Annotated in this window: 21 protein-coding genes and 1 pseudogene; 11 read left to right on the forward strand and 11 right to left on the reverse strand. The window is 59.8% G+C overall.

The features are described 5' to 3' along the window. Positions 1-4 precede the first annotated feature (4 nt). The 4 genes from ACSQ9A_RS30735 to ACSQ9A_RS30750 all read left to right on the forward strand — a co-directional run bounded on the left by ACSQ9A_RS30735 (position 5) and on the right by ACSQ9A_RS30750 (position 3,727). Positions 5-1,234: a DUF4236 domain-containing protein gene (locus ACSQ9A_RS30735; RefSeq protein WP_436306668.1), complete on the forward strand. Its 1,230-nt coding sequence runs from the start codon at positions 5-7 to the stop codon at positions 1,232-1,234. 6 nt (positions 1,235-1,240) lie between these two features. After that, complete coding sequence (locus tag ACSQ9A_RS30740) at positions 1,241-2,101, forward strand: restriction endonuclease (RefSeq protein WP_436306669.1); 861 nt, start codon at positions 1,241-1,243, stop codon at positions 2,099-2,101. Between the two features lie 238 nt (positions 2,102-2,339). Further along, entirely contained in the window at positions 2,340-2,615 is a 276-nt protein-coding gene (locus tag ACSQ9A_RS30745) for a hypothetical protein (RefSeq protein WP_436306670.1), read from the forward strand. 89 nt (positions 2,616-2,704) lie between these two features. Next, positions 2,705-3,727 carry a hypothetical protein gene (locus ACSQ9A_RS30750; protein WP_436306671.1) on the forward strand — a complete coding sequence of 341 codons (1,023 nt, stop codon included), beginning with the start codon at positions 2,705-2,707 and terminating at the stop codon, positions 3,725-3,727. Between the two features lie 142 nt (positions 3,728-3,869). Here the strand turns inward: ACSQ9A_RS30750 and ACSQ9A_RS30755 are convergent, their stop codons facing one another. Continuing rightward, entirely contained in the window at positions 3,870-8,825 is a 4,956-nt protein-coding gene (locus tag ACSQ9A_RS30755; RefSeq protein WP_436306672.1) for a hypothetical protein, read from the reverse strand. A gap of 506 nt (positions 8,826-9,331) precedes the next feature. Between ACSQ9A_RS30755 and ACSQ9A_RS30760 the strand changes: the two genes are divergently transcribed. Further along, positions 9,332-10,426: an IS630 family transposase gene (locus ACSQ9A_RS30760; RefSeq protein ID WP_436306673.1), complete on the forward strand. Its 1,095-nt coding sequence runs from the start codon at positions 9,332-9,334 to the stop codon at positions 10,424-10,426. 49 nt (positions 10,427-10,475) lie between these two features. Here the strand turns inward: ACSQ9A_RS30760 and ACSQ9A_RS30765 are convergent, their stop codons facing one another. From ACSQ9A_RS30765 to ACSQ9A_RS30785, 5 genes are all read right to left on the reverse strand, one after another. After that, a complete protein-coding gene (locus tag ACSQ9A_RS30765; RefSeq protein WP_436306674.1) occupies positions 10,476-11,039 on the reverse strand; it encodes a hypothetical protein in 564 nt (187 codons plus the stop codon). A gap of 320 nt (positions 11,040-11,359) precedes the next feature. After that, positions 11,360-11,803, reverse strand: a complete 444-nt coding sequence (locus ACSQ9A_RS30770; RefSeq protein WP_436306675.1) for a hypothetical protein — start codon at positions 11,801-11,803, stop codon at positions 11,360-11,362. Further along, on the reverse strand, positions 11,800-12,303 hold the full coding sequence (locus ACSQ9A_RS30775; RefSeq protein WP_436306676.1) for a Panacea domain-containing protein: 504 nt from the start codon (positions 12,301-12,303) through the stop codon (positions 11,800-11,802). Before ACSQ9A_RS30775 ends, ACSQ9A_RS30770 begins: the two co-directional genes overlap by 4 nt. Before the next feature lie 51 nt (positions 12,304-12,354). Beyond that, complete coding sequence (locus tag ACSQ9A_RS30780) at positions 12,355-12,963, reverse strand: ImmA/IrrE family metallo-endopeptidase (protein WP_436306677.1); 609 nt, start codon at positions 12,961-12,963, stop codon at positions 12,355-12,357. A 1-nt stretch (position 12,964) separates the two neighbouring features. Continuing rightward, positions 12,965-13,321, reverse strand: a complete 357-nt coding sequence (locus ACSQ9A_RS30785) for a helix-turn-helix domain-containing protein (protein WP_436306678.1) — start codon at positions 13,319-13,321, stop codon at positions 12,965-12,967. 184 nt (positions 13,322-13,505) lie between these two features. Between ACSQ9A_RS30785 and ACSQ9A_RS30790 the strand changes: the two genes are divergently transcribed. The 6 genes from ACSQ9A_RS30790 to ACSQ9A_RS30815 are packed head-to-tail and all read left to right on the forward strand — an operon-like array spanning position 13,506 to position 18,186. Continuing rightward, positions 13,506-13,772, forward strand: coding sequence for a hypothetical protein (locus tag ACSQ9A_RS30790; RefSeq protein ID WP_436306679.1), 267 nt, complete (start codon positions 13,506-13,508; stop codon positions 13,770-13,772). Between the two features lie 6 nt (positions 13,773-13,778). Then, the gene (locus tag ACSQ9A_RS30795) at positions 13,779-14,159 is read left to right on the forward strand and encodes an E2/UBC family protein (RefSeq protein ID WP_436306680.1); all 381 of its coding nucleotides are present in this window, start codon (positions 13,779-13,781) and stop codon (positions 14,157-14,159) included. Further along, a complete protein-coding gene (locus ACSQ9A_RS30800; protein WP_436306681.1) occupies positions 14,156-15,496 on the forward strand; it encodes a HesA/MoeB/ThiF family protein in 1,341 nt (446 codons plus the stop codon). The genes ACSQ9A_RS30795 and ACSQ9A_RS30800 overlap by 4 nt, the downstream gene beginning before the upstream one ends. Beyond that, positions 15,489-16,997, forward strand: coding sequence for a phosphotransferase (locus ACSQ9A_RS30805; protein ID WP_436306682.1), 1,509 nt, complete (start codon positions 15,489-15,491; stop codon positions 16,995-16,997). The genes ACSQ9A_RS30800 and ACSQ9A_RS30805 overlap by 8 nt, the downstream gene beginning before the upstream one ends. Then, positions 16,994-17,512, forward strand: a complete 519-nt coding sequence (locus ACSQ9A_RS30810; RefSeq protein WP_436306683.1) for a DUF6527 family protein — start codon at positions 16,994-16,996, stop codon at positions 17,510-17,512. The genes ACSQ9A_RS30805 and ACSQ9A_RS30810 overlap by 4 nt, the downstream gene beginning before the upstream one ends. Further along, complete coding sequence (locus tag ACSQ9A_RS30815) at positions 17,509-18,186, forward strand: hypothetical protein (RefSeq protein WP_436306684.1); 678 nt, start codon at positions 17,509-17,511, stop codon at positions 18,184-18,186. The genes ACSQ9A_RS30810 and ACSQ9A_RS30815 overlap by 4 nt, the downstream gene beginning before the upstream one ends. 253 nt (positions 18,187-18,439) lie before the next feature. On the opposite strand, the gene tnpC is transcribed toward ACSQ9A_RS30815, so the two are convergent. The 5 genes and pseudogenes from tnpC to ACSQ9A_RS30840 form a co-directional block, all read right to left on the reverse strand. Then, positions 18,440-20,041 carry an IS66 family transposase gene (tnpC, locus tag ACSQ9A_RS30820; RefSeq protein WP_436306685.1) on the reverse strand — a complete coding sequence of 534 codons (1,602 nt, stop codon included), beginning with the start codon at positions 20,039-20,041 and terminating at the stop codon, positions 18,440-18,442. Positions 20,042-20,117: 76 nt separating this feature from the next. Further along, positions 20,118-20,456 (reverse strand): IS66 family insertion sequence element accessory protein TnpB, encoded by a 339-nt coding sequence (gene tnpB / locus ACSQ9A_RS30825; RefSeq protein ID WP_436306686.1) that lies wholly within the window; start codon positions 20,454-20,456, stop codon positions 20,118-20,120. Then, positions 20,453-20,848, reverse strand: coding sequence for an IS66-like element accessory protein TnpA (gene tnpA, locus ACSQ9A_RS30830; RefSeq protein ID WP_436306687.1), 396 nt, complete (start codon positions 20,846-20,848; stop codon positions 20,453-20,455). The genes tnpB and tnpA overlap by 4 nt, the downstream gene beginning before the upstream one ends. 476 nt (positions 20,849-21,324) lie before the next feature. Continuing rightward, positions 21,325-21,705, reverse strand: a complete 381-nt coding sequence (locus ACSQ9A_RS30835) for a hypothetical protein (protein WP_436306688.1) — start codon at positions 21,703-21,705, stop codon at positions 21,325-21,327. 330 nt (positions 21,706-22,035) lie between these two features. Continuing rightward, positions 22,036-22,603: pseudogene (locus ACSQ9A_RS30840) on the reverse strand (Tn3 family transposase); the annotation flags it as partial. Between the last annotated feature and the right edge of the window lie 389 nt (positions 22,604-22,992).

Here is a 22,992-nt window from a genome sequence, read left to right on the forward strand (position 1 = left end):
CGTCATGGCGCTTCGCTTTCGCAAGTCGATCAAGCTTGCCCCTGGCGTGCGCTGGAATCTCAGCGGTTCCGGCTCAAGTTGGACTTTTGGGCCGCGCGGTGCGTCAGTCAACGTGGGCAGTCGCGGAACCTTCCTGAACGCCGGCATTCCGGGCAGCGGCCTTTCATCGAGGACACGGCTTTCTGCTGAACGGCCTGCCCACCACCAGGCGGCACCTGCCGCGCCACAGGTCGCTTCGGCCGTCACGTCCCTGACCTGTTCAGTGCAGGACGATGGGCAGCTGGTCTTCACAAACGCCGCGGGGCAACAAGCAACTGAAGCGCACATCGCGCTCGCGAAAACGCAGGCCAAGGATGTGCTGCGAGGTCTAATCGCCGATGCCTGCGAAAAGGTGAACGGGCAGATTGAAGCGCTCGCACGCCTGCATCTGGAAACGCCAGACCCGCGGGAAAAGCCGCGTTTCCACGCCCCGCCGTTTCCGGAGCCCCAACCTGCCATGGCTGCGACGCGCCTTCCGAAGTGGTGGGAACGCTGGGTTCCGGGTCGGCTGGCGCAGATCGCTGACGGGAATCACCACGCTCGTGAGTTGCACGACGAGGAAATGAACGGGTGGACGGCCGCGAAGCTGGCGTACGACCGCGAGTGCGCCAGGCGCAGAGTGCTCGTCGAGATAGACATCTACCGCGATCCGTCAGCAATGGAGGCATTTCTGGAAGCCCGCCTCCAGGAGGTAGTCTGGCCACGGGAAACGCAGGTCGCGCTGGAGGTGAAGGCATTGGGCGAGCTGGTGATGCTGGACGTCGACTTGCCGGAGATCGAAGAGATGCCGACGCAATTGGCTGCGGTGCCGGCTCGAGGACTTCGGCTATCGGTGAAGGAACTCTCGCGCACCAAAGTTCAGAAGATGTACATGTCGCATGTCCATGGCATCGCGTTCCGGTTGATCGGGGAGGCGTTTGCGGCGCTGCCTCTGGCGGGGGAGGTCGTACTGTCGGCCTTCACGCAGCGGCGCAATGCGGCCACGGCCCAGCTTGGCGACGAGTACCTCATCTCGGTGCGCGTGCAACGCAGCGAATGGAACGCCATCGACTTCCAGCAGTTGCAGGCTCTGGACGTGGTGGAAGCGCTGGCGAGGTTCGAGCTGCGCCGGGATATGAGCAAGACGGGCGTCTTCAAGGCGATCGCGCCGCTCGACGGATCGAGGGCATTGCCCGATTTCACAACGGAGCGCTGAACAGGCATGGCACGACGGAAAAAGAACGGCACTGCGGACGACGTGATCGAACTGGTGGCAATGCTGCCGTGGTGGGCTGGCGTGGGAACGGCGCTGGTGAGCTATGTCGTGCTGCACGCACTCGCTGCGCCGGCTGCCGTCGTGGCAGCGCGTCCTGATCAGCTCGCGCAGATGGTGACGAGTAGCATGTGGAAGGCTTTGGCCTATGTCGGCCAGTTTCTGGTGCCACTGCTCTGCCTGATCGGCGCGCTCGTCTCTGCATTGCGCAGACACAAGCGCAGGACGTTGGTCGATGGCGTCGTGGCGGGTGGTGCCGCGGACATCCTGGAGGGGATCAGCTGGCGTGAATTCGAGATGCTGGTAGGGGAGGGCTTTCGGCTGCAGGGCTACCAGGTCCTCGAAACCGGCGGCAAGGGGGCCGACGGAGGCGTGGATCTCCGGCTGCGAAAAAATGGCGAGAAGTTTCTGGTGCAATGCAAGCAGTGGAAGGCCTTCAAGGTCGGGGTTCAGGTGGTGCGGGAGCTGTATGGCGTGATGGCGGCCGAAGACGCCGTAGGCGGGATGGCGGTGACCTCCGGCCGATTTACCAGAGAGGCAGAAGCATTTGCGAAGGGGCGCAACATCCAATTGATTGACGGGCCGGCTCTACTCGGTCTGATCCGTTGCACTCAAGAAACGAAGTCAGCTGGCACATCGCAGATGCCGCATGGTGGCAATCCAGCGCGGACGAAGCCATTGGTTGGAGTGCCCACGTGTCCAGTTTGCGCCGGAGCAATGATACGCCGCACTGCGAAGCGAGGAGCGAATGCCGGGGGTGAGTTCTGGGGTTGCGTGAGCTACCCGGCTTGCAAAGGCACGCGGTCATAATCTCGAAGGGATCTGGTTTGTCTTCATGCTCACGGATCCAAAAACTTCAACAACTCCGAATGACTCGGAGACAAAAGCCTATGACAGACTAAAAGTGTCCACAACCCCAGATCATTAATACTCCGCCCTGCGGCAGATTATCAAGCAACGGCGCAAGTGCCTGGGGTTCCTTACCGCGCAGGAACTCCACAGCAACGCGCCCGCGTCACAACCAATCATCGATTCATTGAAGGAACGCATGAACAAGGAACGATACGAGATCCTGAATCGCCTCTACGAAGCCGAAGGCGGACTGAACTATTCACTTGCTGTCTTCGGTGACTTCATTGCCAAGCGAGAGAAGTACAAAGATCCTGCGCTAAATGGAATTGACGCGGTTCGTTACTACCTCATTCACAAGTTCGGCTGGCTCCCACGCGATGCACGCTCAATGACATTTGAGGATATTCGGCTTGTTCTCTCAGAAGAACTGCACGGATGGACTCTGCCGGAGGATGCTCGGTCGCCGAGGTAAATGCAACGCTTTGAGCAGCTCACCGATCGGTCCGGCTTTGCCGTCGAACAACAGGCGCAAACCGTCACCACGTGTCCGGAAGAGGAGCGATGAAGGCGTTTTGGCGAAGCCGGGAACTTTCGACTGTGTTCGGCGCCTCGGGCATCGACGAGAACAGCGCGACGGCCGCCTTGGGCTGGACGCTCGCGCAGTCGCCGACCTTTGCGCGAGCTCTGCTGGAAGACTTGTTCGGCGAGAAGGTCGACGCGTCCGAGCTGCGGGTGGACATGCAGCGGCACGAGCCGGGGGCGGGCGGATTCACCGACATCGAGCTGCGCACTGGGTCCGAATGCCATGCAATCATTGAAGCCAAGGTTGGCTGGGTCATTCCGACTGAAGCGCAGTTCAGGCTGTATGCCGAACGCATAGACCCGAAGGCTTCGCGGCTCACCAAGTTGGTGAGCCTCACGGCCATGAACCGCAAGTTCGTGAAGTTGCCCTCCAAACTCGCGGGCGTGCCAACAACGCATCGTTCGTGGGAGGACATCGTCAGGTTGGCGGCACGGTGCCGCGTGAAAACGCGCCAGGTCGTCGAACGCCTTTGGCTGGAGCAACTGGGCAACCACTTGGAGCGCTATATGCAAATGCAGGACATCCTCAGCAGCATCGTCTACCTCGTCCCGCTTGGAACCAAGGAGATCATCGAGGGGCGCGGCTACACATGGATCGACGTCGCCACGGGCGATCCACCGCAGTATTTCCACCCCGTGGGCGGCCCCGCGTATCCGCGCTTCCCGAAGGTTCCTCAGAACTACATCGGCTTCCGATATCACGGCAAGGTGCAGAGCGTGCATTTCGTGGAGAAGGTCGACGTGGTGGTGAACCTCAATCGCCTCAACAAGAATTGGCCGGTTGGGCAGGACCCGGTCTTTCTCTACACTCTGGGGCCCGCGATGACCCCATCCAAAGAGGTCCGGTCGGGGCGCAACATCTGGCCGACGGATTCGCATTACTGCGCGCTCGACACGTTACTGTCCGGCCGCTATGAGACCGTCGCCGACGCCATCGCCGAGACCAATCGTCGCCGAAGGCTCATGAGGCTCGACGAAGCGGAACCGCTTGAACTGCAGTAGTCGCATGCCTTCCGTTGTTCAATGCGCTGTCAAGTCGCCTCAGGCGTGCTCGCAAGGGAGCATTGTGCAGCGGAATCGGTCATCGAGGTTAGCGTGAACGACGGCTAGTGCAATGTCCCGCTCAATTGCCGACGGCGGCCAGCTAATGCAGATTGAAGTATGAAACGGACAGTCGTTCGCCGGCATGCAGGCGCGCTGGCGAATTGAAGTAGGAGTCGATCTCCGTTACGCGATCGGCCGCATCAACAGGCGCTAGCTCAGAAACCTCTGAGACCCGAGTAAGTCCAATTGAATTGATTGAACTTCCGAGTCTCAGCCCTGAACTAGTAGAAACGACCCAACGATCATGAATAGGATGCGTGCCGCCCGTACCAAAGCCCACTACCCCAATCTGCGTAGTTGGCGGTTCGATATCAAAACGGTCCTGCCACGCGTCAAGAAAACTATCTTCCGGGGCCTCAATCTTGCTGTTCTTCATATGCCCTTTACTTGTCAGAATGCGAAACTGGGCGTTCGGCGCAGCCTGGTGTAGGACGCGCAGGAATTCGAGGTCACTTGGTGCGAAGTACGGATCGGAGATCCAGATGGTCTGGCCGTCGTGCCCGGCGGCCCACTCTGCCACCCGAGCAATAAACGCGTCGCGGTCTCCCGCCCGAAAGATGGTAGACCCGGCGTCCTTCGACAGCGTGTCAGGCAATCGGCCAGCCAGTTGCCCAACAAGCCCTTGGGCGATCTCTGCAATTCGGCAGGTCGCCTCAAACAGCTTGATGCTGGATACATCCGCGCCGCGAGCACCCGGATTCTGTATGCGCACTGAGTTCTCGACAATCCATTCCCATATCGGCATGGACTCCTCGATGGTCATGGTTCGAGCACGTCCGCTAAGCTCGCGAAACTCCTCCATTGGCCGAGCGTTAATCCTCCCTGCCATGAGAGATCCAAGGTTGCCGCGACATATCTCGACGAGTTGCTCGTCATCGAGTTCGGCGACTTCCAAAGCATCCGGCTTGGAGGCAAGGGCCTTGCGCTTCGTGCTGGTCTCTAGTTGCTTTCGCAACGACACCTTTCTAGCCTCGTCGGCATCGAATGTCTCTACGAGGTCATTCGCAAGACGCGGATCGATAACATGAGCGAAATCGAGGAGGCGCTGCTGCTGCTTGACCACATCGTCCTCCGGACGCTGATAGCTACTTAGCTTTATCGCGTCTGATATAAGCGTACGCGCCGCGACCTTGTCTCGTTGCTGCACAATTTTAGCAATCCACTCAAAGCGGTCGAGCTTGTCGTGCGCTGCAGGAATTTCACTCAGATCTTTTCGAACGTCCTGAAGCCAACTCTTCACGGCGCTTTGCGGAACCACATGAGCGTTGACACCTACTATCGCCGTTACGACTGCACGGTCCGCCACATTTGGAACCGCTCGAGCGCGCGAGTAGAGTGACTCCCAGTTCTTAGTAACTGCACTGGCGGAGTCACGCTGCACTTTGGAGCGAGCGAACTGAATCAATGCACTCGATACGACTACGTACCCGTCATGCTTGATGTTGCGCGAATCCGGTAGTGTCGCCGACACGGTTTCTTCGAGCGCACGCAACGACTCTAAAACCATGTTTCGTTGCAGCCTAGTTCGATTCTGGTCGGCAGCCAAGCTTCGGCAGAGATCCCCCAGCATTCCAAAGAATGTGCTATCCGTCTTGATTTGACGAATGATCGCAAGCAGATCTGACACTGTATTTTGGTCTAGAGAGTACTCGATCTCTCGATCAATCGGGTAGGGCTCCCAATGAGGGCATTTTTTCAAGAGGGTGACGAAGACATTCCTGCGCGCTTCGTCCTTCGCGAACTCCGAACGCATTGAGTCCACTCGAAACACTGCGCTGGACTGGTGCACTAGATAGAGTGCGGGCGCCGCTTCGGAGACCAGAAGATCTTGCAGACTTTTGTTGTTCTCATAATCTCGGTTTAGGATCGGTGCAAGTTGGCGATCAACAACGTCTTTCGCGAGAGGCAGATGCCCAGCAAAATGCAGTCTGATAGCCAATCCAGTCCAAATGGACACCTGCAGCTCCGGCACCGGGATTGATGATATGAGCATCTCTAGTCGCCTGATTGCCTCATAGCTTTGCTCTTTGCCTTGTACGACGACGGTCATAGGTAGCATCCGCGTGGCGAGACGCACCGAGTAATACAACGCGTTGATCGCGGCCTCAGAACCGACGCGAGCCGTACTAACTAGACTTTCGGTCTTCTCGATCCATTGTGTGGCTGTCACCCTATCGGCATTCGCAAGTACTCGAGCAGCCATATAGCCAAGCTCGACCTTGGCGGAGCCATCTGGGATAGCAGACCATATCGCATCAGCGGCCCTCCGAAGTTCAAAAGCGCGGTCATGACGTCCCGCCTCTACCTGATAAGCCATCGTGATCACGGCCGCATGGAAGCGAAACAGGTCTACGTCAATATTTCTCCAGATCTCCAGCAACTCGGGGTCAATCGGATCCTCGGACCCTTCCTCTTCCTTGAGCCACCGGATGGCGCTGAGCGCGTTCACCGTGGTGCGATGCCGTTTAAGATCTTCCTCAATGAGGCTCAAAGCCCGCACGATTAACTTGCCGTTCTTACTGTGGCGGGGAACCAGATCTCGAACGAACGCTTCGTAGGCGGCATCTCGTGAGCGCACAGTATTAAGCTGCGAGATGAATTCAAGCGCAAGCTCTGGGTTGAAACGATTCAAAGCGTGCAATGCGTCGTTGGAAACCTTGAAGTGGTCAGCCGCTGACGCTAGAAGCTCCTCCATTGTGCGTTGTAACTCGCGGGAAGTGAGTGTCGGGAGTTCCGTAGTCGACTCAAGCTGCTCCACGTTCTTAAACGCCGAAAGGTGTACTAGCATCCAAGCCCAGCAAGTCGCCCGTGTACTAAGCTCGCCTAAGGATTGAACCTCAACAAAGAGATCAATCAGATCGAGTTCAGTGGTCTGTGGACGGCTTGCATAGCGAGCGCGGTGCAGCTGCATTCGCAGGCGCACCGAATCCACACTCGTACCGTGGTGACCAAGTACTCGATACTGCGTTTCAAGTCGACCACAGAGGTTCTCCGACTCACTGGCATCGTTAAGGCTTGGCAAGATTCGCCCGATCTCAACTAGATCCTGAATGCGCGGCGTTCTTGATGTATCAGCAAGCATGCTGTCCAGTGCGGCGTCCGCTACTTTCGCGCAATCCTTACTACCCTTGTTGCCATGTAGCCACATCGTGCAGAGCGACATCGCAAATGCGGGAGGCTCGTCTTTCAGACTTCTGAGGAGCTGTTCGGCCTTGATGCGCCGAAAACGGCGTCTTGATTGACGCCAGAACTGGGACTGCTTGTGAGGGGGGATCTCAAGGGAGTCTCGCTTTGCACTTTTAGATGTGTCTTTCTGGCTGGCGTCCGTGCCGTGTAGCCCATGAGGAGCGGCTTCGAGCGATGCCCCTTCTGAGACGAGGCGCACAGAGCCGTCGACAACGCGGCGCAGAAATGATTCAGCCAGCTTCACATCCACAGAGAGTAGATCGCACGCAATGTCGATTCCCAACTCACCCAACGCCTCTCCGCCAACTTCTTCCGCCAGCTGCTTCAATTGCGCGCGTATACCTTCAGAGATCGGATAGTCCTTTGCATCAAGGCCATTAGCAGCGCGCGCGAGTTGGTGCAGCTTTTCCTCGGCGGTCGGTGCTGTCGCCGCGATCTCTAACGCAATCTCATGCAGACCTAGTCCAGTCAATGCTTCGATCTGCTGAACTCGCCCTACCGCGAGGGTCAGTCCTGTAACTAACGAGGACATAAGAGAGAAGGCCACCTCAGTATGTAGTTGGCCGAGCTGCCTGGCAGCCTCCCTGCCGAAGTCTGCATGTCTTCTTAGTGAACGGAGTGTCTGCTCGATCTCAAGGAGTCGAAGAAAGTGTTTTGGATCCAGTCTCTCTAGCAGCTCCGCGTGACGCCCGGCCTTCACCAGCTGCGCGGGAAGGTATCTCACAGTCTCCTTGGCATCGGCGGCCGAGAGAAGCCTCTCGATGCTTGCCCGCCGAACACCTTCCTCAAGGCTCGCAAGTTTTGTGGCCGCAAATCGTCGATGGGCTCTGGATGACATCGACACAACAGCGCCTTGTGTCGTAGCTGCGGTCGAAAGAATTCGCGACGCCGCGATCTGGCTCTGAACAATGCCTTCTTCTAATTGCAGCTGTAGTGCGATCTCTCCAACAGTGATCGGTCGATCTGAGAATAGCACGATCGCAATGGTGCCGTGGACCTCTGGCGTGCTCGGTATCTTTCCCCATTCGAGCTCAAAAAGCGACTCCAAGGAGCCATTCCGCCTATCCAAAAGCGTTTCGAGCGACGAACCATCAAGCAAGAATGAACGAACCATGGAGATTCGGCCAACGCTACTCCGACATAGTGTGCGCACCTCTTGGATGTCCTTGTCATCACTTAGCAGATCCGACAGATAGTTGCGAGCTTCATCAGGGCTGACGAGCATCATGTCCATGACTTTCGGTGGCCGATGGCATGCCTTCATCTGGTCTGCAATATCGGATTCCGCGGATAAGACGAAGTTGAACTCGCGCGCTCCCAATGGCAGGAGTGCCAAGAGATCACGAATGCCGTGAGAGTCCGAGGACTGAGCCGAGGAGAGACCATCGACGAGCCATGTAATCTTGTTGCGACGAGAATGCTTTTGTAGTCTGTAGAGCAAGCGCCTATACAGATCCTCGCTAACGGCGTCCTCGACTAGTGGTTTGCGATCTACGATCCAAGAAATTTGCTCTGCAACTACGAGTCGAACGTACTCCTTGGATCTAAAAAAGGTGTCCGCACCGAGAAAAATTCCGATTGAGTCGTCGGGTTCTCTTCTGTATAAGTCGGCAAGCACTTCACTCTTTCCTGTGAGCGCTTCACCAACAATCAGGACAGCAGTCGATGCTCCATCTAGTGCTCGCTTGATCTCCTCGATGAGGTGGTCTCTAGGAATTGAACGGTCCGGTCTAACGGGAAGATTCCGACAGTAATCAAGCGCCGTTGCAAGGCCACTGCTGTCCTTTTTATCGTGAAGCATCTGCGTCATCGGGGTTGTGATGTCTCTTGAGCAGTTGGTAGACGTGCGCAAGGCGGAGAAGATCTGCGCTGATGGGCCGACCTCCAGCGTTCGATTGCCGTTTTGGATCGGGGCTTCGAGAAGCATGCCGCATTCCGAAAGTCGTGCCAGCCGACTTTCCTCGCATCTGTGACAAATTTGGGAAAATGGGTAGCTTAAGTCGGTCTCTCGCATGCATTTCACATGAACCGGTAGTTCGTTGCGTGGTTGGCTCGGCGCAACCACTGTGATGCCGATGGCGAGTGACCCCACTTGTGGAGGCCGGCAGTACGGCAATGGATGCAAAGCAAGGCCGGCCCATCATCGGACAACGGAAGGCAGGCAATGGCTGTTGGCACGCCGAAGGATTGCAAAGGGCCCGAATCAGCCGACCGCGACCTCGCCATGGGCAGCTCCCGACCAGCTAGTGTCCTGTCCCATTAATTCGTAGGCACGCATCGTGCGTGGTTTGAGGCATTCTTCAAGGAGTGCCCACCATGGCGAATGCCACCATGAAGAGCGCAATTGCGCTGAGCGAATCCGAGCGCGCTGAGCTCGTATCCATAGCGCGTTCGCGCTCGCTGCCGGCAGCGTTGGCATTGCGGGCTCGAATCGTTCTGGCCTGCACAACAAGCGACGCGCCCGTACTTGGCGTAGCGCGGGAGCTTGGCATCCATCGCGGTACGGTGACGAAGTGGCGCGATCGCTATGCCCAGTACCGTCTCGCCGGGCTGTACGACGAGCTGCGCTCAGGGCGTCCTCGCACGGTGGACGACGAGCGCGTTGCTCAACTGATTGCCACCACGCTGCACAGCAAGCCCACCGACGGCGGCACGCACTGGAGCACGCGCGCCCTGGAGGCCAGCACGGGCATCAGCAAGAGCACGGTGCAGCGGTACTTGCGAGCCTTCAACCTCAAGCCGCACCGGGTGGAGACCTTCAAGCTGTCGACCGACCCGTTCTTCATCGAGAAGCTCAGGGATGTGGTCGGTCTGTACCTGAACCCGCCGGACAATGCGCTGGTGCTGTGTGTTGACGAGAAGAGCCAATGCCAAGCCCTGCAGCGCACGCAGCCGATGCTGCCGCTGGGGCTGGGCTACGTGGAAGGCGTCACGCACGACTACGTGCGCCACGGCACGACCACCCTGTTCGCAGCGCTGAACGTGATGAGCGGCCAGGTGCTGGCGCAGTGCCGCCCGCGGCACCGTCATCAGGAGTTCCTGGCCTTCTTGCGTTCTATCGACAAGGCCGTCCCGGCTGAACTGGATGTCCACTGCATCGTGGACAACTATGCCAGCCACAAACACCCGAAGGTGCGCGCATGGTTGGCCGAGCGGCCGCGCTGGCACATGCACTTCGTGCCCACCTACTCAAGCTGGCTGAACCAGGTCGAGCGCTTCTTCTCTGTCATCACCACGCGAGCGATCCGCAGAGGCTCGTTCAACAGCGTGAAAGATCTGACCGAGAAGATCGACCGCTTCGTACAAACCTACAACCAGTCGAGCAAGCCCTTCGTCTGGACCGCTACCGCCGACTCGATCCTAGAAAAGCTCGCTCGCCTGTGCGGGCGTATTAACGGGACAGGACACTAGCGCGCCCCGAACTCGAAACTTCTGCGCAACTGCGCCAGGAGCTGGGCAATCAGCGCGCTTCCGGCCCGCCTTTGGGCTTCGCTGCCGCCAAAGCAGCGATTGCCGCTGCTTCCATGGCCATGCGCTTCTGAAAGATCCCGTAATTTGAGAAGTGCAGGTGCTGGTACACGGTGGTGGCACCCACCTTATGCAGCACAGGAAGGACCTGGTTCGCGATCGGCTTGCGAAGCCACCGGAACCGACCACTGCGACGCATGAGCCTAACCACCTTGTCTGAGAGGAAGACATTCCGCCTGCTGCCGCCCAGAATGAGCGCGTTCAGTTCGTCGAGGTGCCGCGGGTCAAGATCCTTCACAGCCAAGTCGCTGCCGCCGATCGTCGGAACGTTTAGCAGCTCGACGAACGATACCCGGCCCGCGTCTTCGGACCTGAGCCCTACTTTCGCAAAGTTCTGGTGATAGGGCTGACCGTCGCCGCTATAGCCGGGCAGCAGGAACGGGTGGTGCACTCCGTGGCGCCGCCAGAATGCCACTCCGTCAGCGTGATATTCGAGGACACTATCGAACGCCCGGCCGCGCTCAATGTCCGCGTCGCAATTCGCATCGAGCCCCATGAAGACAAACTCCGCGTCCCGAGGCCGTGTGCCCTGGTAGGGCTTAGCTCGGAAGAGATCAGTGAGCCGCTGGCTGGGGTGTGGCTGATACATGCCCGCAGATTAGCAGTGCGGCCGGTCCCCGCCAACGTCTGGGCCATGTCAGGCGGACCGGAAAATTCAAAGATGGGTGAATTACAGCCTTCTGAGGTGAGACGGCCACTTTACGCTGGCGGCCGTGTTCGGCTGACAAGCGCAGCTTGAGCGGGATGTCGCGAACCGCTACTACTCAGTGCTGAGTGTCGGCGCCGGCTGAACTTTGGTTCACTCCGGCCAACATCCTACGTGTTTTTCTTGTCCGTCTTATAGAACTGGTGTTCGCCATCCAGGAATACCACGTAGAAGACGCTGCCAACCAAATGGCCTGCAACGACCGGTTCGCCTTTAACGTGGAAACGCGCCCATACCGCATCTTCAGGAACGTGCTTTGGGTGCTTGAAAGCAGTCTTCTTCGGAAACTCGGCGTATATCGAGAACGCGCTGTCCTTAGTGGACCTGAGCTCGTTGATCGTCCGCGAGCTAAGGTCTTTCATGCGCGTAAGCATCTCGCACAAGAGGTCCCGCTCACGCCAGCCGTCAAAGTTGTGACCTTGCTCGAAATCAAGTTGCTTGAAATTGAACGACAAGAGATCGGACGCCTTGCCCTGCTCCGCAGTTGCCTGGCCCTGAAGTGGCTTGCGTTCCTTCCCGTGGCCTTCTTGAAGCCGCTTCGCGTACTTACTCACCGGCTGGAAATGCGCGACGCATAGTAACGGCGCGTCGTCTCCTTGGATATCCGAGCGTTTGAGGCCTCGTAGGGCGGCGTTCCGCCGCGCGCCTCAATCCAAGGCGCTTCGGAGTGCGTCAAGTTCTCCAGGTGATATGCCGTGTGACCACCATACTCCTCGAGCAGATCGCCAAGGAACTCAAGCTGGTCCGCGGTGATGGACCCCTTGGTGCGTTCCGCAAGCTTGCGGTCAATTCGTTCCGCGGGGATGTCGTTGTTCAGGACGCTAACGTCCCGAAATTCGCTCCACACCGAGCGAAGGACTGGACCATGCACCCACGCTTCAAACGGCTCCTCGACCAATGGTACGTCGAAGAAGACGGAGTGCCATGCGTCGACGTAGAACAGCAGCTTTTGAAGCTTCAGATGCGGCATAGGCCCACAAGTACTCAGCACTAGGTGGGCGAGGTCATGCCCCGTCATCCGCGGTATGTCAGCAATGTGTTGTTCGCTTGCCATTTTGTTCTTCCTTGTCACCGATAGCCACGAGCTCGGTAAGCAACTGGCCGCTCAGTGAAGTTCGTGAAATGCGCCGGCGGACTTTCGATTTGGTTCCATCATCAAAACAGAGTCGACAACCTGCAGTTGTTGTAACCGTATCGCCATGGCTTGCTCGCTCACAGCAAACATCGATGCGAGCGCCGAAACATCGAGTTCGTCCCAAAGATCGCGTTCCTTCGCCGCTTGCTTGAGCAATGGCGCCGGCATCAGAAGAGCCGAAGCAAACTGATTGGCTTCCCGCTCCTCTTGAGGAGTGGTTGCCGAGCCAGGTTCAGTGTAGACCTTTGAGCTTGGTGCGCCGACGCGCTGGTACAGCTTGATGTGCGTATCCACGAAGAGGCGGTCGCCGTCCTTGTGGTGTAGTACCAAATGGCCAAGTTCGTGCGCGATAGAAAAGCGCTGACGATTCGGGTGATGCGCTTGATTGACCAAGATATGCCTCTCCGGACCTTTGATGAGCAGGACGCCGGAGACCTCGTCTTCCAGCGTCTCATGATGAACTGATACTTCGAGCAGCCGCGCCACCTTGACTAGGTCTATGGGGACGGAGAGGGCATCAGCTCTGCGTAGAAATCCGAGGGCATCGTTCTCGATGCTTTCAGTTCGATGTCGTGACATGTCACTTCCCCGTGTTCAACAAAGCAGTAACCGCCTGCTTCACAAGCGGCGTCACTTTAACCGTTTCGCTCGAAAGTGAAACGTCTTCGAGAGCAGCCTGTTGCTTGACGATCTGAATATCCGCAACGCTTGGCAACGCATCGCTCACGGATGCTCTAAGTACTTCGCAAATTCGGAACAGGACGTGCAGGGGAACCTTCTGGTTGCCGCGCTCAATGTTTGTGATCGAAGTCCTCTCCAATCCAACCAAGTCGGCTAGCTCCGACTGAGTCATCCGTCCACGAGTGCCCGCTTGCGACTCGCGAAGCTTTTTTACCTTGTCACCAAGCGCCTGATAGAGGCGCCTTTCATCAATCATCGAGCTAGCTCCTCGTGTTCCACCTTTGAATGTTAGCTGATGCTCGCAAAATGTCAACAATACTGACATCGTGGCCGCATGAGAACGTTTGCATCATTGACATCGTTTACCGAGTTGACATTCGGCGCAGCACACGGTAACCTTCCTCCATCGTCAGGTAGCCCGTTCGGGAAGGAATTTCAAAATGACGCAAGAAAACCACCATCCGCGCAAAACGTACTTTTACTTTGTCGGCAATGACCGATACGAGTCGGAGAGCGAGAGCATCACCGGCGCTCAGATCAAGGCGAAGATCCCCAATCTTCCGCCGGGTTCCGGCCTGTCCCTCGAGGGCCACGGCAACGATCCCGACCAAATGATTGCGGATGACGAGTCCGTCTTGCTCGAGATCGGCCACGGCGAAGGCGGTCCGCGCCACTTTACGCTGGTACCGCCTGCTACCTTTGGTTGAACCGCCATGGGACCGCTCGAATTGCATGTCCAGGGCCTGCTGCGGCGCATCACCGATGCTGCCGTACGCGAGGTGCCCGGCACGGGTACTTTGGTGACGCTGCCGTCGATGGCTCTGCCGGGTGGTTGGAACAAGCAGGCGACCGCCGTCCACTTCATCGCCCCGCAAGGTTATCCCTTCGCGCAACCCGATTGTTTCTGGGCCGACGAAGACCTGCGCCTCGCGTCGGGGTCTTTGCCGCAGAACGCAAACTGCGGCAATCCTATGCCGGGGCTGAACAAGTCGGCGCTATGGTTCTCATGGCATCTTCAGCAGTGGAATGCCAACCGAGACAACTTGCTGACATGGGTGGCGTCGATCAAAGACCGCCTGGCGAGGGCGTGTTGAGAACGCTCACCTTCACCCAACCTGACGTTGAGGCCTTGCATGCGGCAGCGCGAGAGCGGTCGGTTGAGACAGCCGCAGTCGGGTTCGTCTGGCCGGCCGGCGGCCGGGTCGATCAAGAACGCTTCCTCGTGCGCGATTTGCATGAAGTGCCCGCGGCTGCATATACGCAGCGCACCGCAGCGTCGGCCGTGCTTGCGCCGCAGTTCTGCCTCGAAATAGCAAACGCCGCTCGCAGTCAAGGCTGCGGCCTGCTGCTTGCCCATACCCATCCGGGTGAGTCAGGCCTGCAAGGTTTCTCGATAGTTGACGATGACGGCGAGAGTCAGCTTGCGCCTTACTTCGCTCGGCGAGCTCCGCACGGCGCTCATTTCGCCGCTGTCTTCACCCATGACAAGCTTTTTGCTCGCCCGCTCGCTGGCCCCCCGGTCATCGAGGCAGCTGTTGTCGGTCGTTCGCGCGTTGCCACGACCGCGTCGGCACATACAGCGTTATCGCAATACGACCGGCAAGTTCGTGCCTTCGGCATCGATGGCCAACGCGTGCTGCAATCGCTTCGGGTGGCCATTGTTGGACTTGGCGGAACGGGCTCGCTTGTCGCCCAGCAGCTCGCCCACCTGGGGGTTCGCGATTTTCTGCTCGTCGACCCGGACGTGGTGGAGCCGACGAACCTGAACCGAGTCGTCGGCGCGACGCAAGATGACGTTGGTATGTGCAAGATCGCCGTGGCGGCCAGACACATTCGAGCCATCAACCCGAAAGCCCACTGCGAGCAGCTTGCTCGTGACGTCGTCAAGGCAGAGGTGGCGCGCCAACTGACGGGCGTCGACTTCATCTTTGGATGCACGGACTCGATGGCAAGCCGCGCGGTCATGAACCAGCTTGCCTATCAATACTTGATCCCATGCGTCGACGTTGGTGTCGCGATTGGCGTCGAGGGTGATGAGGTCCGCTACATTGCCGGCCGGGCACAGATGCTGGGCCCGGGACTGCCGTGCCTCGTGTGCACGGACCTCTTGAATGGCGAGCAAGTGCGCCGAGAGATGATGACCGAAGAACAGCGCCAGCAAGATGCCTACATCGTGGGTGCGGCCGTTGCGCAGCCGGCAGTGATTTCGCTGAACTCAACGGTTTCGTCGGCGGCGGTGACGATGTTCCTTTCGGCAGTTACCGGGCTTCCGGCGAGCGCCCGCATGCTTATCTACGACGGCATGCGAGGCAGCGTGCGGCCGACCTCCATGGCGCCGCGGGCACACTGCATCGTCTGCTCGACCGACGGCGCGCTAGCGCGAGGCGAAGCGTGGAAGTTGCCCACACGCGAAGAGGTGGCAGGTGAATAGCCGGCCGCAAATTCTATGGTTCGGCCGCTCGCCGACAGAAGACGATCGCCGTGAGGCTAAGAACCGGCAACTGTCGATCCATGCGGTCGCACCTGGCGAGGCCGTGGTCTTCCGACATGCTACGGCAGCTGTGTTCTGGGGCACATCTCTTGATTTCCGTACAACGCTCGCAGCGCTTGAACGGCATCTGACAGCGGCCTTGGACGAAGGTCTCTTCGTGCACGTCGTCGTCTCGAACAACGCGGCGCACGAGGAAGTGCAGCGTGTCATCGACAAAGAAGTGCGCAAGGATAGTCCGACGCGCAGCCACTTGCTCGTGCGCATCGGCTCGGACGGCGCGTACGAAGCGCCCGAGCTGGCCGCTCGGCATCCTGGAGGCCCGTTTGCGAATGATGCCCTGGAGATCATCATTCCCGTGGCAGTCAAACTGACACCGGAGCAGGTCTTCATACTTCGCCGGGCGTTCAGCGACTGCAAGGCGATCGTGCTGCGTGAGATCTCTGGTGGCAAGTCGGGCGCGATGACTTTCATTGTGGAAGCTACGTTGTCGGCATCCTACGCAGGTCCGAACCCGACACCCTTCTTCGCGAAGCTCGCACGTCCACACAAGCTCGTCGAGGAACTGCAGCGCTACGCCCGCTTCGCCGAGCACCACATTCCATGGTATTTAAGACCGAACTTCCTACCCGAGCGGTGCCTCTACGGCGTCCGCCAGGGCATCTTGGTGGGCAACTTCGTAGAACCGTCAGAGTCGCTGTGGAATGTGGCACGTACGCAGGCGGGCCCTGACGCCATTCGATCGTTGTTCGAGATGACCATGGCCGGTTGGCGTCGCGAAGAGCACACCAACAGGCTCGATCCCTCAGAATCGGTTGTCTCCGAGTTGCGGCACTTCTGTGACCACACGACGGTGCCCCCCAAGCGGGTGGAAGCCGCAAGGGCCTTCGGTGACGTGATGCAGCCGCGGGACCTGTGGCATGCGCTGCTTGATCTCCCGCCAGAGCAATGGCGAAAATCCGTTGTGCACGGTGACATGCACGGGGAGAACGTTCGCATTCGCAACGCGGACGCCATCGTCATCGATTTTGCCCATGCCACGACGGGACCCATGAGCGCGGATCTCGCGAGTCTCGACGTCTGGCTCGCCTTCCAGGTCCCTCCTTCGGAAGTCCCTGCACGTGACGTCTGGCGTAAGCAAGTGGACGCACTGTACAGCGCCTCGACACTTGATGTGAAGAGGACGGCCCAAGCTCCATCTACTTCAGCTGGCTGGCTGGAACATTGTCTGATCGCGATTCGCTCCATTGCGGGCAAGGTCTGTCACGGAAATGAAGAGTACAAACGCGTGATCGCGGTCTATCTGCTTCGCCACGCCTCGTTCCCCGCCGAGCCAAAGTTCCCGGAAGAAGATGAGTACCGTCGGACGATCGCCTATTGGCTGGCCAGCCGGCTAGTCGCGTCGTTAAGTGCGGCAGATGTAGAGCAACTCGAGGCAGCATGACGGCAAGAGCAAAGCAGGTCAAGTTCAAGGGACAGGTCTCCCACCGCCATGAGGCCAACCCTGCATTGACAGAGCCAGGTGCCGCAGTACTTGTCTTCAGGGGGGTTGCCCGCTCGTTGGCGATGGCCTGTCCAGACGGGTGCGGTGAGCAGCTCACCATCAATCTGGACCCGCGCAGCGGGCCGGCATGGCGATTCTATGAAGCAGACGAGCAGGGCATTTCGGTCTTCCCGTCAGTCTGGCGTGACACTGGCTGCGGCAGTCACTTTATTGTCTGGCGCTCCAAAATATTCTGGTGTGACTGGCATGAGCCGCTTGATGAGTCGCGCGAAGACGTGAAGCAGCGCACGCTTTCCGCGTTGTCGCATGAGTTCGTGCCGTACCTGGAAATTGCCGATGCCCTCGACATCGTTCCTTGGGCCGTGCTGTCGGCATGCGCAAGCCTGACGCGGTCGGGCTTGGCGGAGAATGGACGGGGCAAGCAGCAGGGACACTACCGGCGCATTTCGCCATGAATCCTTGGTTCGAGTCCTTGCCGTCCGGGCACCGCTGGAGCAGTCTTTGGTACGGACTCGTACTATGCGGGTGTGGTGCTATTAGGAAGCCAGAGGTTTGCAAGGTCTGCAACGGCAAAATATCATCTGAGCCGGTCGTCATTGAAGTTGCGCCTGGACGGTTTGAGCGGATCCTTCCAGCAATGATGGGCGCTGAAGGTCGCTACGAGGACTACTTGTATCTTGAACTCATTGAGCGCGAGTGGAAGCGGCCCGTTGCTTCGTCCGCTGCAGGGCTGCTTCAAAATACATCGATATCCGAGCGGGCGAGTGTGGTCATGTTGTTCTGGACCTACTTCGAAGGACGCATCGAACGACTGGTTCGGCTGGGCCTCGCCACTGTGCCCGAAGCGCTGCGAGAAGACGTATTGGCAAAGTACGCTTCCGTCGGGTCGCGCATGGATCGGCTATACAAGCTCATCTTTGGCACTACATATTTCAATGACCTAAGGGCAGTGGGTTGCGCCAATATGGTGGACTTTCTCGGGGAAGTGCAAGCTCGGCGCAATGAGTTCACTCATGGCAAGCCGTCCGCCATCAATGACTTGCTTGCGGCGCAGGTCGTGCGCCAACTTAGAGATGAGCACTTCGCCTGGATTGAAGTTTTTAACCACCGTGTGAAAGCGCTGGGATAGTGCCGCGAAGCAGCGACACTTGCACCAAAGCCTGAAGCGTCGCCCGCTTTCAAACCGCAAGATGCACCGCCCATCGAACCGATTTAAGCAGCGGCGGTGGTCTCTCGATGACGGAACGAGATCGAAAGTTCGAACTGTTCAGGCCCGCTCGGCAGTCCGGGTCCGCCCCAATCGAGCACTGGCAGCGGACGTGTAAGCGGCTCGCCGTCCCACCTTGACGGCAGTTGGCGAAGCCCGGTATGCGCTGTGCTGATCAGCCTGCGGGCTGCCAGTTGTGTGGGAGCAGTTCATCGATGCGGCTGTTCAGATGTGTCGGCAGCCGCGTGAGCACGTCCTTGAGGTAGGTCCACGGATCGTGGCCATGCAACTTGGCCGACTGCACCAGACTCATCACGACCGCAGCACGTTGACCAGCCAGTTCGCTGCCGGCGAACAACCATGCTCGCCTGCCAAGAGCCCATGGACGGATTTGATTCTCGCAATGGTTATTGTCGACGTTCACGTCGCCATCCAGCAGGTTTTGCGTCAGCGCCGTCCAGGCGTTCAGGCTGTAGTTCAGCGCCTTGGCCGTCGAGCTGCCGTCAGGCACGCGGCTTCGCTCAAGGCGCAACCAGGCTTGCAACTTCTCCCACAGCGGCCTGGCGTCCGTTTGCCTTCTGGCCAGTCGCTCTTCGGCCGTCAAGGCGGCCAGCTCACGCTCGAGCCGGTAGATCTGCGCGATGCGTCGCAACGCCTCATCCGCGACCGCGCTCCTGCCCCCGTCGCGCAGCAGCTCGTCGAACTTGCGTCTGGCGTGCGCGAGACATCCTGCAGGAATGCGTCCGGGCTGGGCGATCATCACCTTGTCATAGGCAGTGTATTCATCACGCACCAGCGTGCCGCGCCACGCCGGTGCGCCTCGCCCGTCATCCTCCGGACCGAGGAAGGCCACGGGGTACTGCGCACCCCGCCCGACACAGAAGTCGTAGATCACCCCCGGCACCGCATCGAAGGCGCCGCGCGCATAGGTCCAGACATAGGCCCGTTTGGTCTTGCCCCGGCCCGGATCGAGCATGGCCACCGGGGTCTCGTCGGCATGCAGCACCTGTGCCGACAGCACGAAGCGCTTGTGCGCGTCGTACAACGGCATGAGCGCCGCACCGCCTTGCCCGGACCAACTCGCCAGCGTGGAGCGCGGCGTGTGCACGTTCGAGCGTGCGTTGATGGACTCCATCCGGTAGTACGGCAGATGGTCCACGAAGTGGCTGACCATCGTGTGCGCGATCAGGCCGGCCGCCGGCATGCCGCCGTCGATGATCTGCGGTGCAACTGCCTCCTGCACCAGACATTGGCAGCAGCGGCAGGCCCACTTGCCGTAGATGTGCCGGTGCACGAAGAACTCCGCTGGCACGATGTCCAGGCGCTCGCTGATGTCCTCGCCCACGCGCACCATCGGCTTGCCGCACCCCGGGCTCGGGCAAATCGTGTTCTCGGGCTCGTGGTGGTGCTCCTCTCGGCGCAAGTGATCGGGCAGCCGTCGACGATGTGGCTTGCGTTGGTTGTCGCCCGCCGCTGGCGGTGTCGCCGGCGCGCCCCTGGCTCGCGCCAGCTGCGCTTGCAAGCTGGCCTCGTCCTCGGCCAGCGTCTCCTCGAAGAGCCGGCGCTGCTCGGCGCTCATCGCCTCGGTCTTCGCGCCGAACTTCCAGGCCTTCAGCCGTGCGAGCTGGAAGGTGATCTTCTCGATCTTGGCGTCCTTGAACTTGATCTCGCTGTCCTGGCGGCGCAGGCGCTGAAGCATCTGCTGCGCGAGTGCGGCGATGGCCTCGGGAGCCAGACCTTGCAGGTCTTCGTCCTTGAGGTCGTGCAACTCTTGCATGCGTGAATCATGCAGATTCCAGCGGCCCGCCGCCACTCGGGGATGCGCTGTCAACGCACCTCTCGCGAGCTAATCGTCAGAGTCGCGTGATCGCGCTCATCTCGGGCAAACGCTGCCAGGGCAGCCCGACCACGAGTGCGTCGAACTGGGCTTGCGTCAGCGCGATCGGCTTGGTCGCATCGATCTCGCGTGGCCACACGAAGCGCCCAACGTTCAACCTTCTCGCAGCGCACCACACGCCGAATCCGTCGTGCACGAGCATCTTGATGCGCGTGGCCCGCGTATTGGCAAACATGTAGCCGTGGTGGGCGTTCGCGCTGCCGAGTGCATGGACCACGTGCGCGAGCAGGCGCTCGGCGCCAGCGCGCATGTCTACTGGCTTCGTGCACAGCCACAGCGCGTCAATGCGGATCATCGCAACACCTCGCGCAGCCACGCTGCGCAGTCGGCGGCGGCCGAGACCGGCCATGTCACGCTCACACCGAGCGCACCACGCTTGAACTCAAGAAGGATCGCCTCGACAGCGACAGCAGCAATCGCTGGCGCTGGCGCCGGAGCTGAGGTCGGTGGTGACAAGGGCAATGACAGCGCGATGAACTGGGGGGCCGACTCGGCAACCGTTGTCGATGTTGACGATGGCACTGGACTCGCCCCGCGTCCGCGGCGCCATTGATGCACCAGGTTGTCGTTCAACTTGTACGACAGCGCGACTGCTGCGACAGATGCCCCCGGCTCTGCGCAGGCAGCGAGGACCTGCGCCTTGAACTCTGCGCTGTGACGGCGCCGCTGCTTCGGGTTGACGTGCATCGATGATGTCCAGCTAACTTAGATGGACAGCATCGTCTCCGGCTCAAGGGACAGTCTCAAGGTGGGCCGACTGGCCGCTTACGCGGACGTCGCCGGTACCGCAAGATGACGTGCCACGACCTGACTTCAATCCATGGGAACCCGGCCGCCTGGAACGCCGCCTTCTTGCGACCGGAGACGGAATGAGTGTGCCAAAACTCGATTACCAGTAGGATCCGGCCTGTCCGCGGGCACCGCACGACCAGATCCGGAGCGAACCGGCTGTGACCGATTTTGATCGACTTCTCGTGCTCGACGACCACTGAGTTGCTCAGATTAACGGGGCCAGCTCTTCTAGCCTGCCGGCCAAGTGCGGCCTCCTTTGGCTCATGGCCCGGGCGTACCTTCTGCTTACCCGCGCACAGCCATGAAAACAGCCACCCGGGCCGGGGTGGGCTAAGTGGCCGGCGATGAAAACCTCCCTCGCTCTTCCCGCCTCAAGGCTTCCGCCGTCGACGAACGGAGGTATCGGTCTTCGCAGCTGACTTGCTGATCAGGGCCTCGGCCAACATCCGCCGCGTCTGCTCGTGCGAAGCCTTCTCATCGTCGATCCGGCCCTGGAGCGCTTCGACGCTCGCTCCGAGCGCTTCGGCCTGCGTTCGCGCCTGCGCCAGTTCGATGCCTTGGGCGGCCAGTTGCTCGCGCAGTCCAGCCTCGGCGTGCCGCGCCGCTTCCCGGACCTGGTGCAGCTTCTCTAGCTCTCCCTCCAGCCGCTTGGCGGCCGCTTCCTCGCCTTTGACTCGCCGCTGCTGCTCCCTGGCCAGCTCGGATTCCAGCGCCTTGGCCGTTTGCCTGGCCCGATCCACTTCGGCCAGCATGCGTTTCTCCTGTCCTGCGTGGCGTTCCTCGGCCTGGCGCAGATCCTGGTCCCGCACCACCATCGCCTCGGTGTGTTCCCGACGCGTCCTTTCCTGGGGTAATCGTATTTTTCCGGCAAATTGACACGGTCTCCCCGAAAAACGTCAATCACGACAAGCACTTGCAAATTTCCGATCGGAGGAGGGGAGTGCGACTGGTGCAAATTGACACGGTCGATGAGCCGGCGCCCGTGGGACGAGAGATCCATGACTTGCTCGGTAGGGCGGTTGTGCTTCCGCGCCAAACTTGGCGTGCGTGTGGTCTCGCACTGCTCGGGCTCAGGTGATGGCTCAGAGCGCCGCCTTGCCCGAGCGACGCTCGACCAGCAGATGCCCATACTTCTCGAGGTTGAACCGGTACGTCCCGTGGAAGTTGATGTGCGAGAAGTGTGCGGGTCCGATCCGGCGAAGCCAATCGTCCTCCATCGGCAAGCCGGAGGCCCTGAGACGGGAAACGACGCCGTCCATGCGGCTGGTGTTCCAGGCGAGCACGATGTTCGTGAGCAGGGCGTGCGCCCCGGAGATGGCGACCATCTCCTGCCTGCGCCGTCCTCGGTCCTGCGCGATCTGCCCGCCGTGGATCGCACGCTGGAGTTGATGCACCGATTCGCCCCGGCTAAGCAGCGTCAGGATCTCGCGGCCGGAAGTCGGCAATCGTCAGGTAGTCGCACAGGAACAGCGTTCGCAGCAGACCTCCCAGGTGATCAGCCGCACTATGCAATGGATCGCCGATAGCGGCCGAACCCAGCCGATGAATGGCGTGTACCGCGGACACCTTGCCAGCGCGAATGGACGCCGCAAGCCGCACGAGATCATCCCAGCCGCGCTCGATGGCCTTGAGAGACACCCGGCGCAACGTGGAGACCATCCATCCCCAAGAAATGGATGGTCTCCGTGACCGGACGACTTTGACAGGCCGATCCTCACCGCCTTCGGCGCCGCGTCGCCCACCCCGGGGATGCTCGGCGGCATAGACAACGCTCAGCGCTACACCGCGCGCGACCCAAGCGTGACGAACCTGCTGCCCGTTGAAACGGTAGGCATCGGCTCGCGTCAGTGCAAAGGACGGGCGCACCGGGCCTGCCGCTTCCGTGCCGCCGCCCCCCGTGATGTGCGCCGGCAACATCACTGCCAAGAATCAACATTTTTGTTTATACTCGTAGCAGGTTTCAAGGGCTCCCCCTCGAAACCTGCGGCCACGGGGCACCCCCCGACCGCGTGCGACTTGCACATGCAACTGAAAGGAAA

It is taken from the genome of Variovorax sp. LjRoot290, from assembly GCF_964253985.1.
GTDB lineage: Bacteria > Pseudomonadota > Gammaproteobacteria > Burkholderiales > Burkholderiaceae_C > Variovorax.

Coding starts and splice junctions, on each gene's coding strand:
- ACSQ9A_RS30815 (WP_436306684.1), top strand. CDS start 17,509: ATGAATCCTTGGTTCGAGTCCTTGCCGTCCGGGCACCGCTGGAGCAGT.
- ACSQ9A_RS30750 (WP_436306671.1), top strand. CDS start 2,705: ATGAAGGCGTTTTGGCGAAGCCGGGAACTTTCGACTGTGTTCGGCGCC.
- ACSQ9A_RS30795 (WP_436306680.1), top strand. CDS start 13,779: ATGGGACCGCTCGAATTGCATGTCCAGGGCCTGCTGCGGCGCATCACC.
- ACSQ9A_RS30780 (WP_436306677.1), bottom strand. CDS start 12,963: ATGTCACGACATCGAACTGAAAGCATCGAGAACGATGCCCTCGGATTT.
- ACSQ9A_RS30740 (WP_436306669.1), top strand. CDS start 1,241: ATGGCACGACGGAAAAAGAACGGCACTGCGGACGACGTGATCGAACTG.
- ACSQ9A_RS30735 (WP_436306668.1), top strand. CDS start 5: ATGGCGCTTCGCTTTCGCAAGTCGATCAAGCTTGCCCCTGGCGTGCGC.
- ACSQ9A_RS30765 (WP_436306674.1), bottom strand. CDS start 11,039: ATGGGGCTCGATGCGAATTGCGACGCGGACATTGAGCGCGGCCGGGCG.
- ACSQ9A_RS30755 (WP_436306672.1), bottom strand. CDS start 8,825: ATGACGCAGATGCTTCACGATAAAAAGGACAGCAGTGGCCTTGCAACG.
- ACSQ9A_RS30790 (WP_436306679.1), top strand. CDS start 13,506: ATGACGCAAGAAAACCACCATCCGCGCAAAACGTACTTTTACTTTGTC.
- tnpA (WP_436306687.1), bottom strand. CDS start 20,848: ATGCACGTCAACCCGAAGCAGCGGCGCCGTCACAGCGCAGAGTTCAAG.
- ACSQ9A_RS30760 (WP_436306673.1), top strand. CDS start 9,332: ATGGCGAATGCCACCATGAAGAGCGCAATTGCGCTGAGCGAATCCGAG.
- ACSQ9A_RS30775 (WP_436306676.1), bottom strand. CDS start 12,303: ATGGCAAGCGAACAACACATTGCTGACATACCGCGGATGACGGGGCAT.
- tnpC (WP_436306685.1), bottom strand. CDS start 20,041: ATGCAAGAGTTGCACGACCTCAAGGACGAAGACCTGCAAGGTCTGGCT.
- tnpB (WP_436306686.1), bottom strand. CDS start 20,456: ATGATCCGCATTGACGCGCTGTGGCTGTGCACGAAGCCAGTAGACATG.
- ACSQ9A_RS30785 (WP_436306678.1), bottom strand. CDS start 13,321: ATGATTGATGAAAGGCGCCTCTATCAGGCGCTTGGTGACAAGGTAAAA.
- ACSQ9A_RS30810 (WP_436306683.1), top strand. CDS start 16,994: ATGACGGCAAGAGCAAAGCAGGTCAAGTTCAAGGGACAGGTCTCCCAC.
- ACSQ9A_RS30745 (WP_436306670.1), top strand. CDS start 2,340: ATGAACAAGGAACGATACGAGATCCTGAATCGCCTCTACGAAGCCGAA.
- ACSQ9A_RS30835 (WP_436306688.1), bottom strand. CDS start 21,705: ATGCTGGCCGAAGTGGATCGGGCCAGGCAAACGGCCAAGGCGCTGGAA.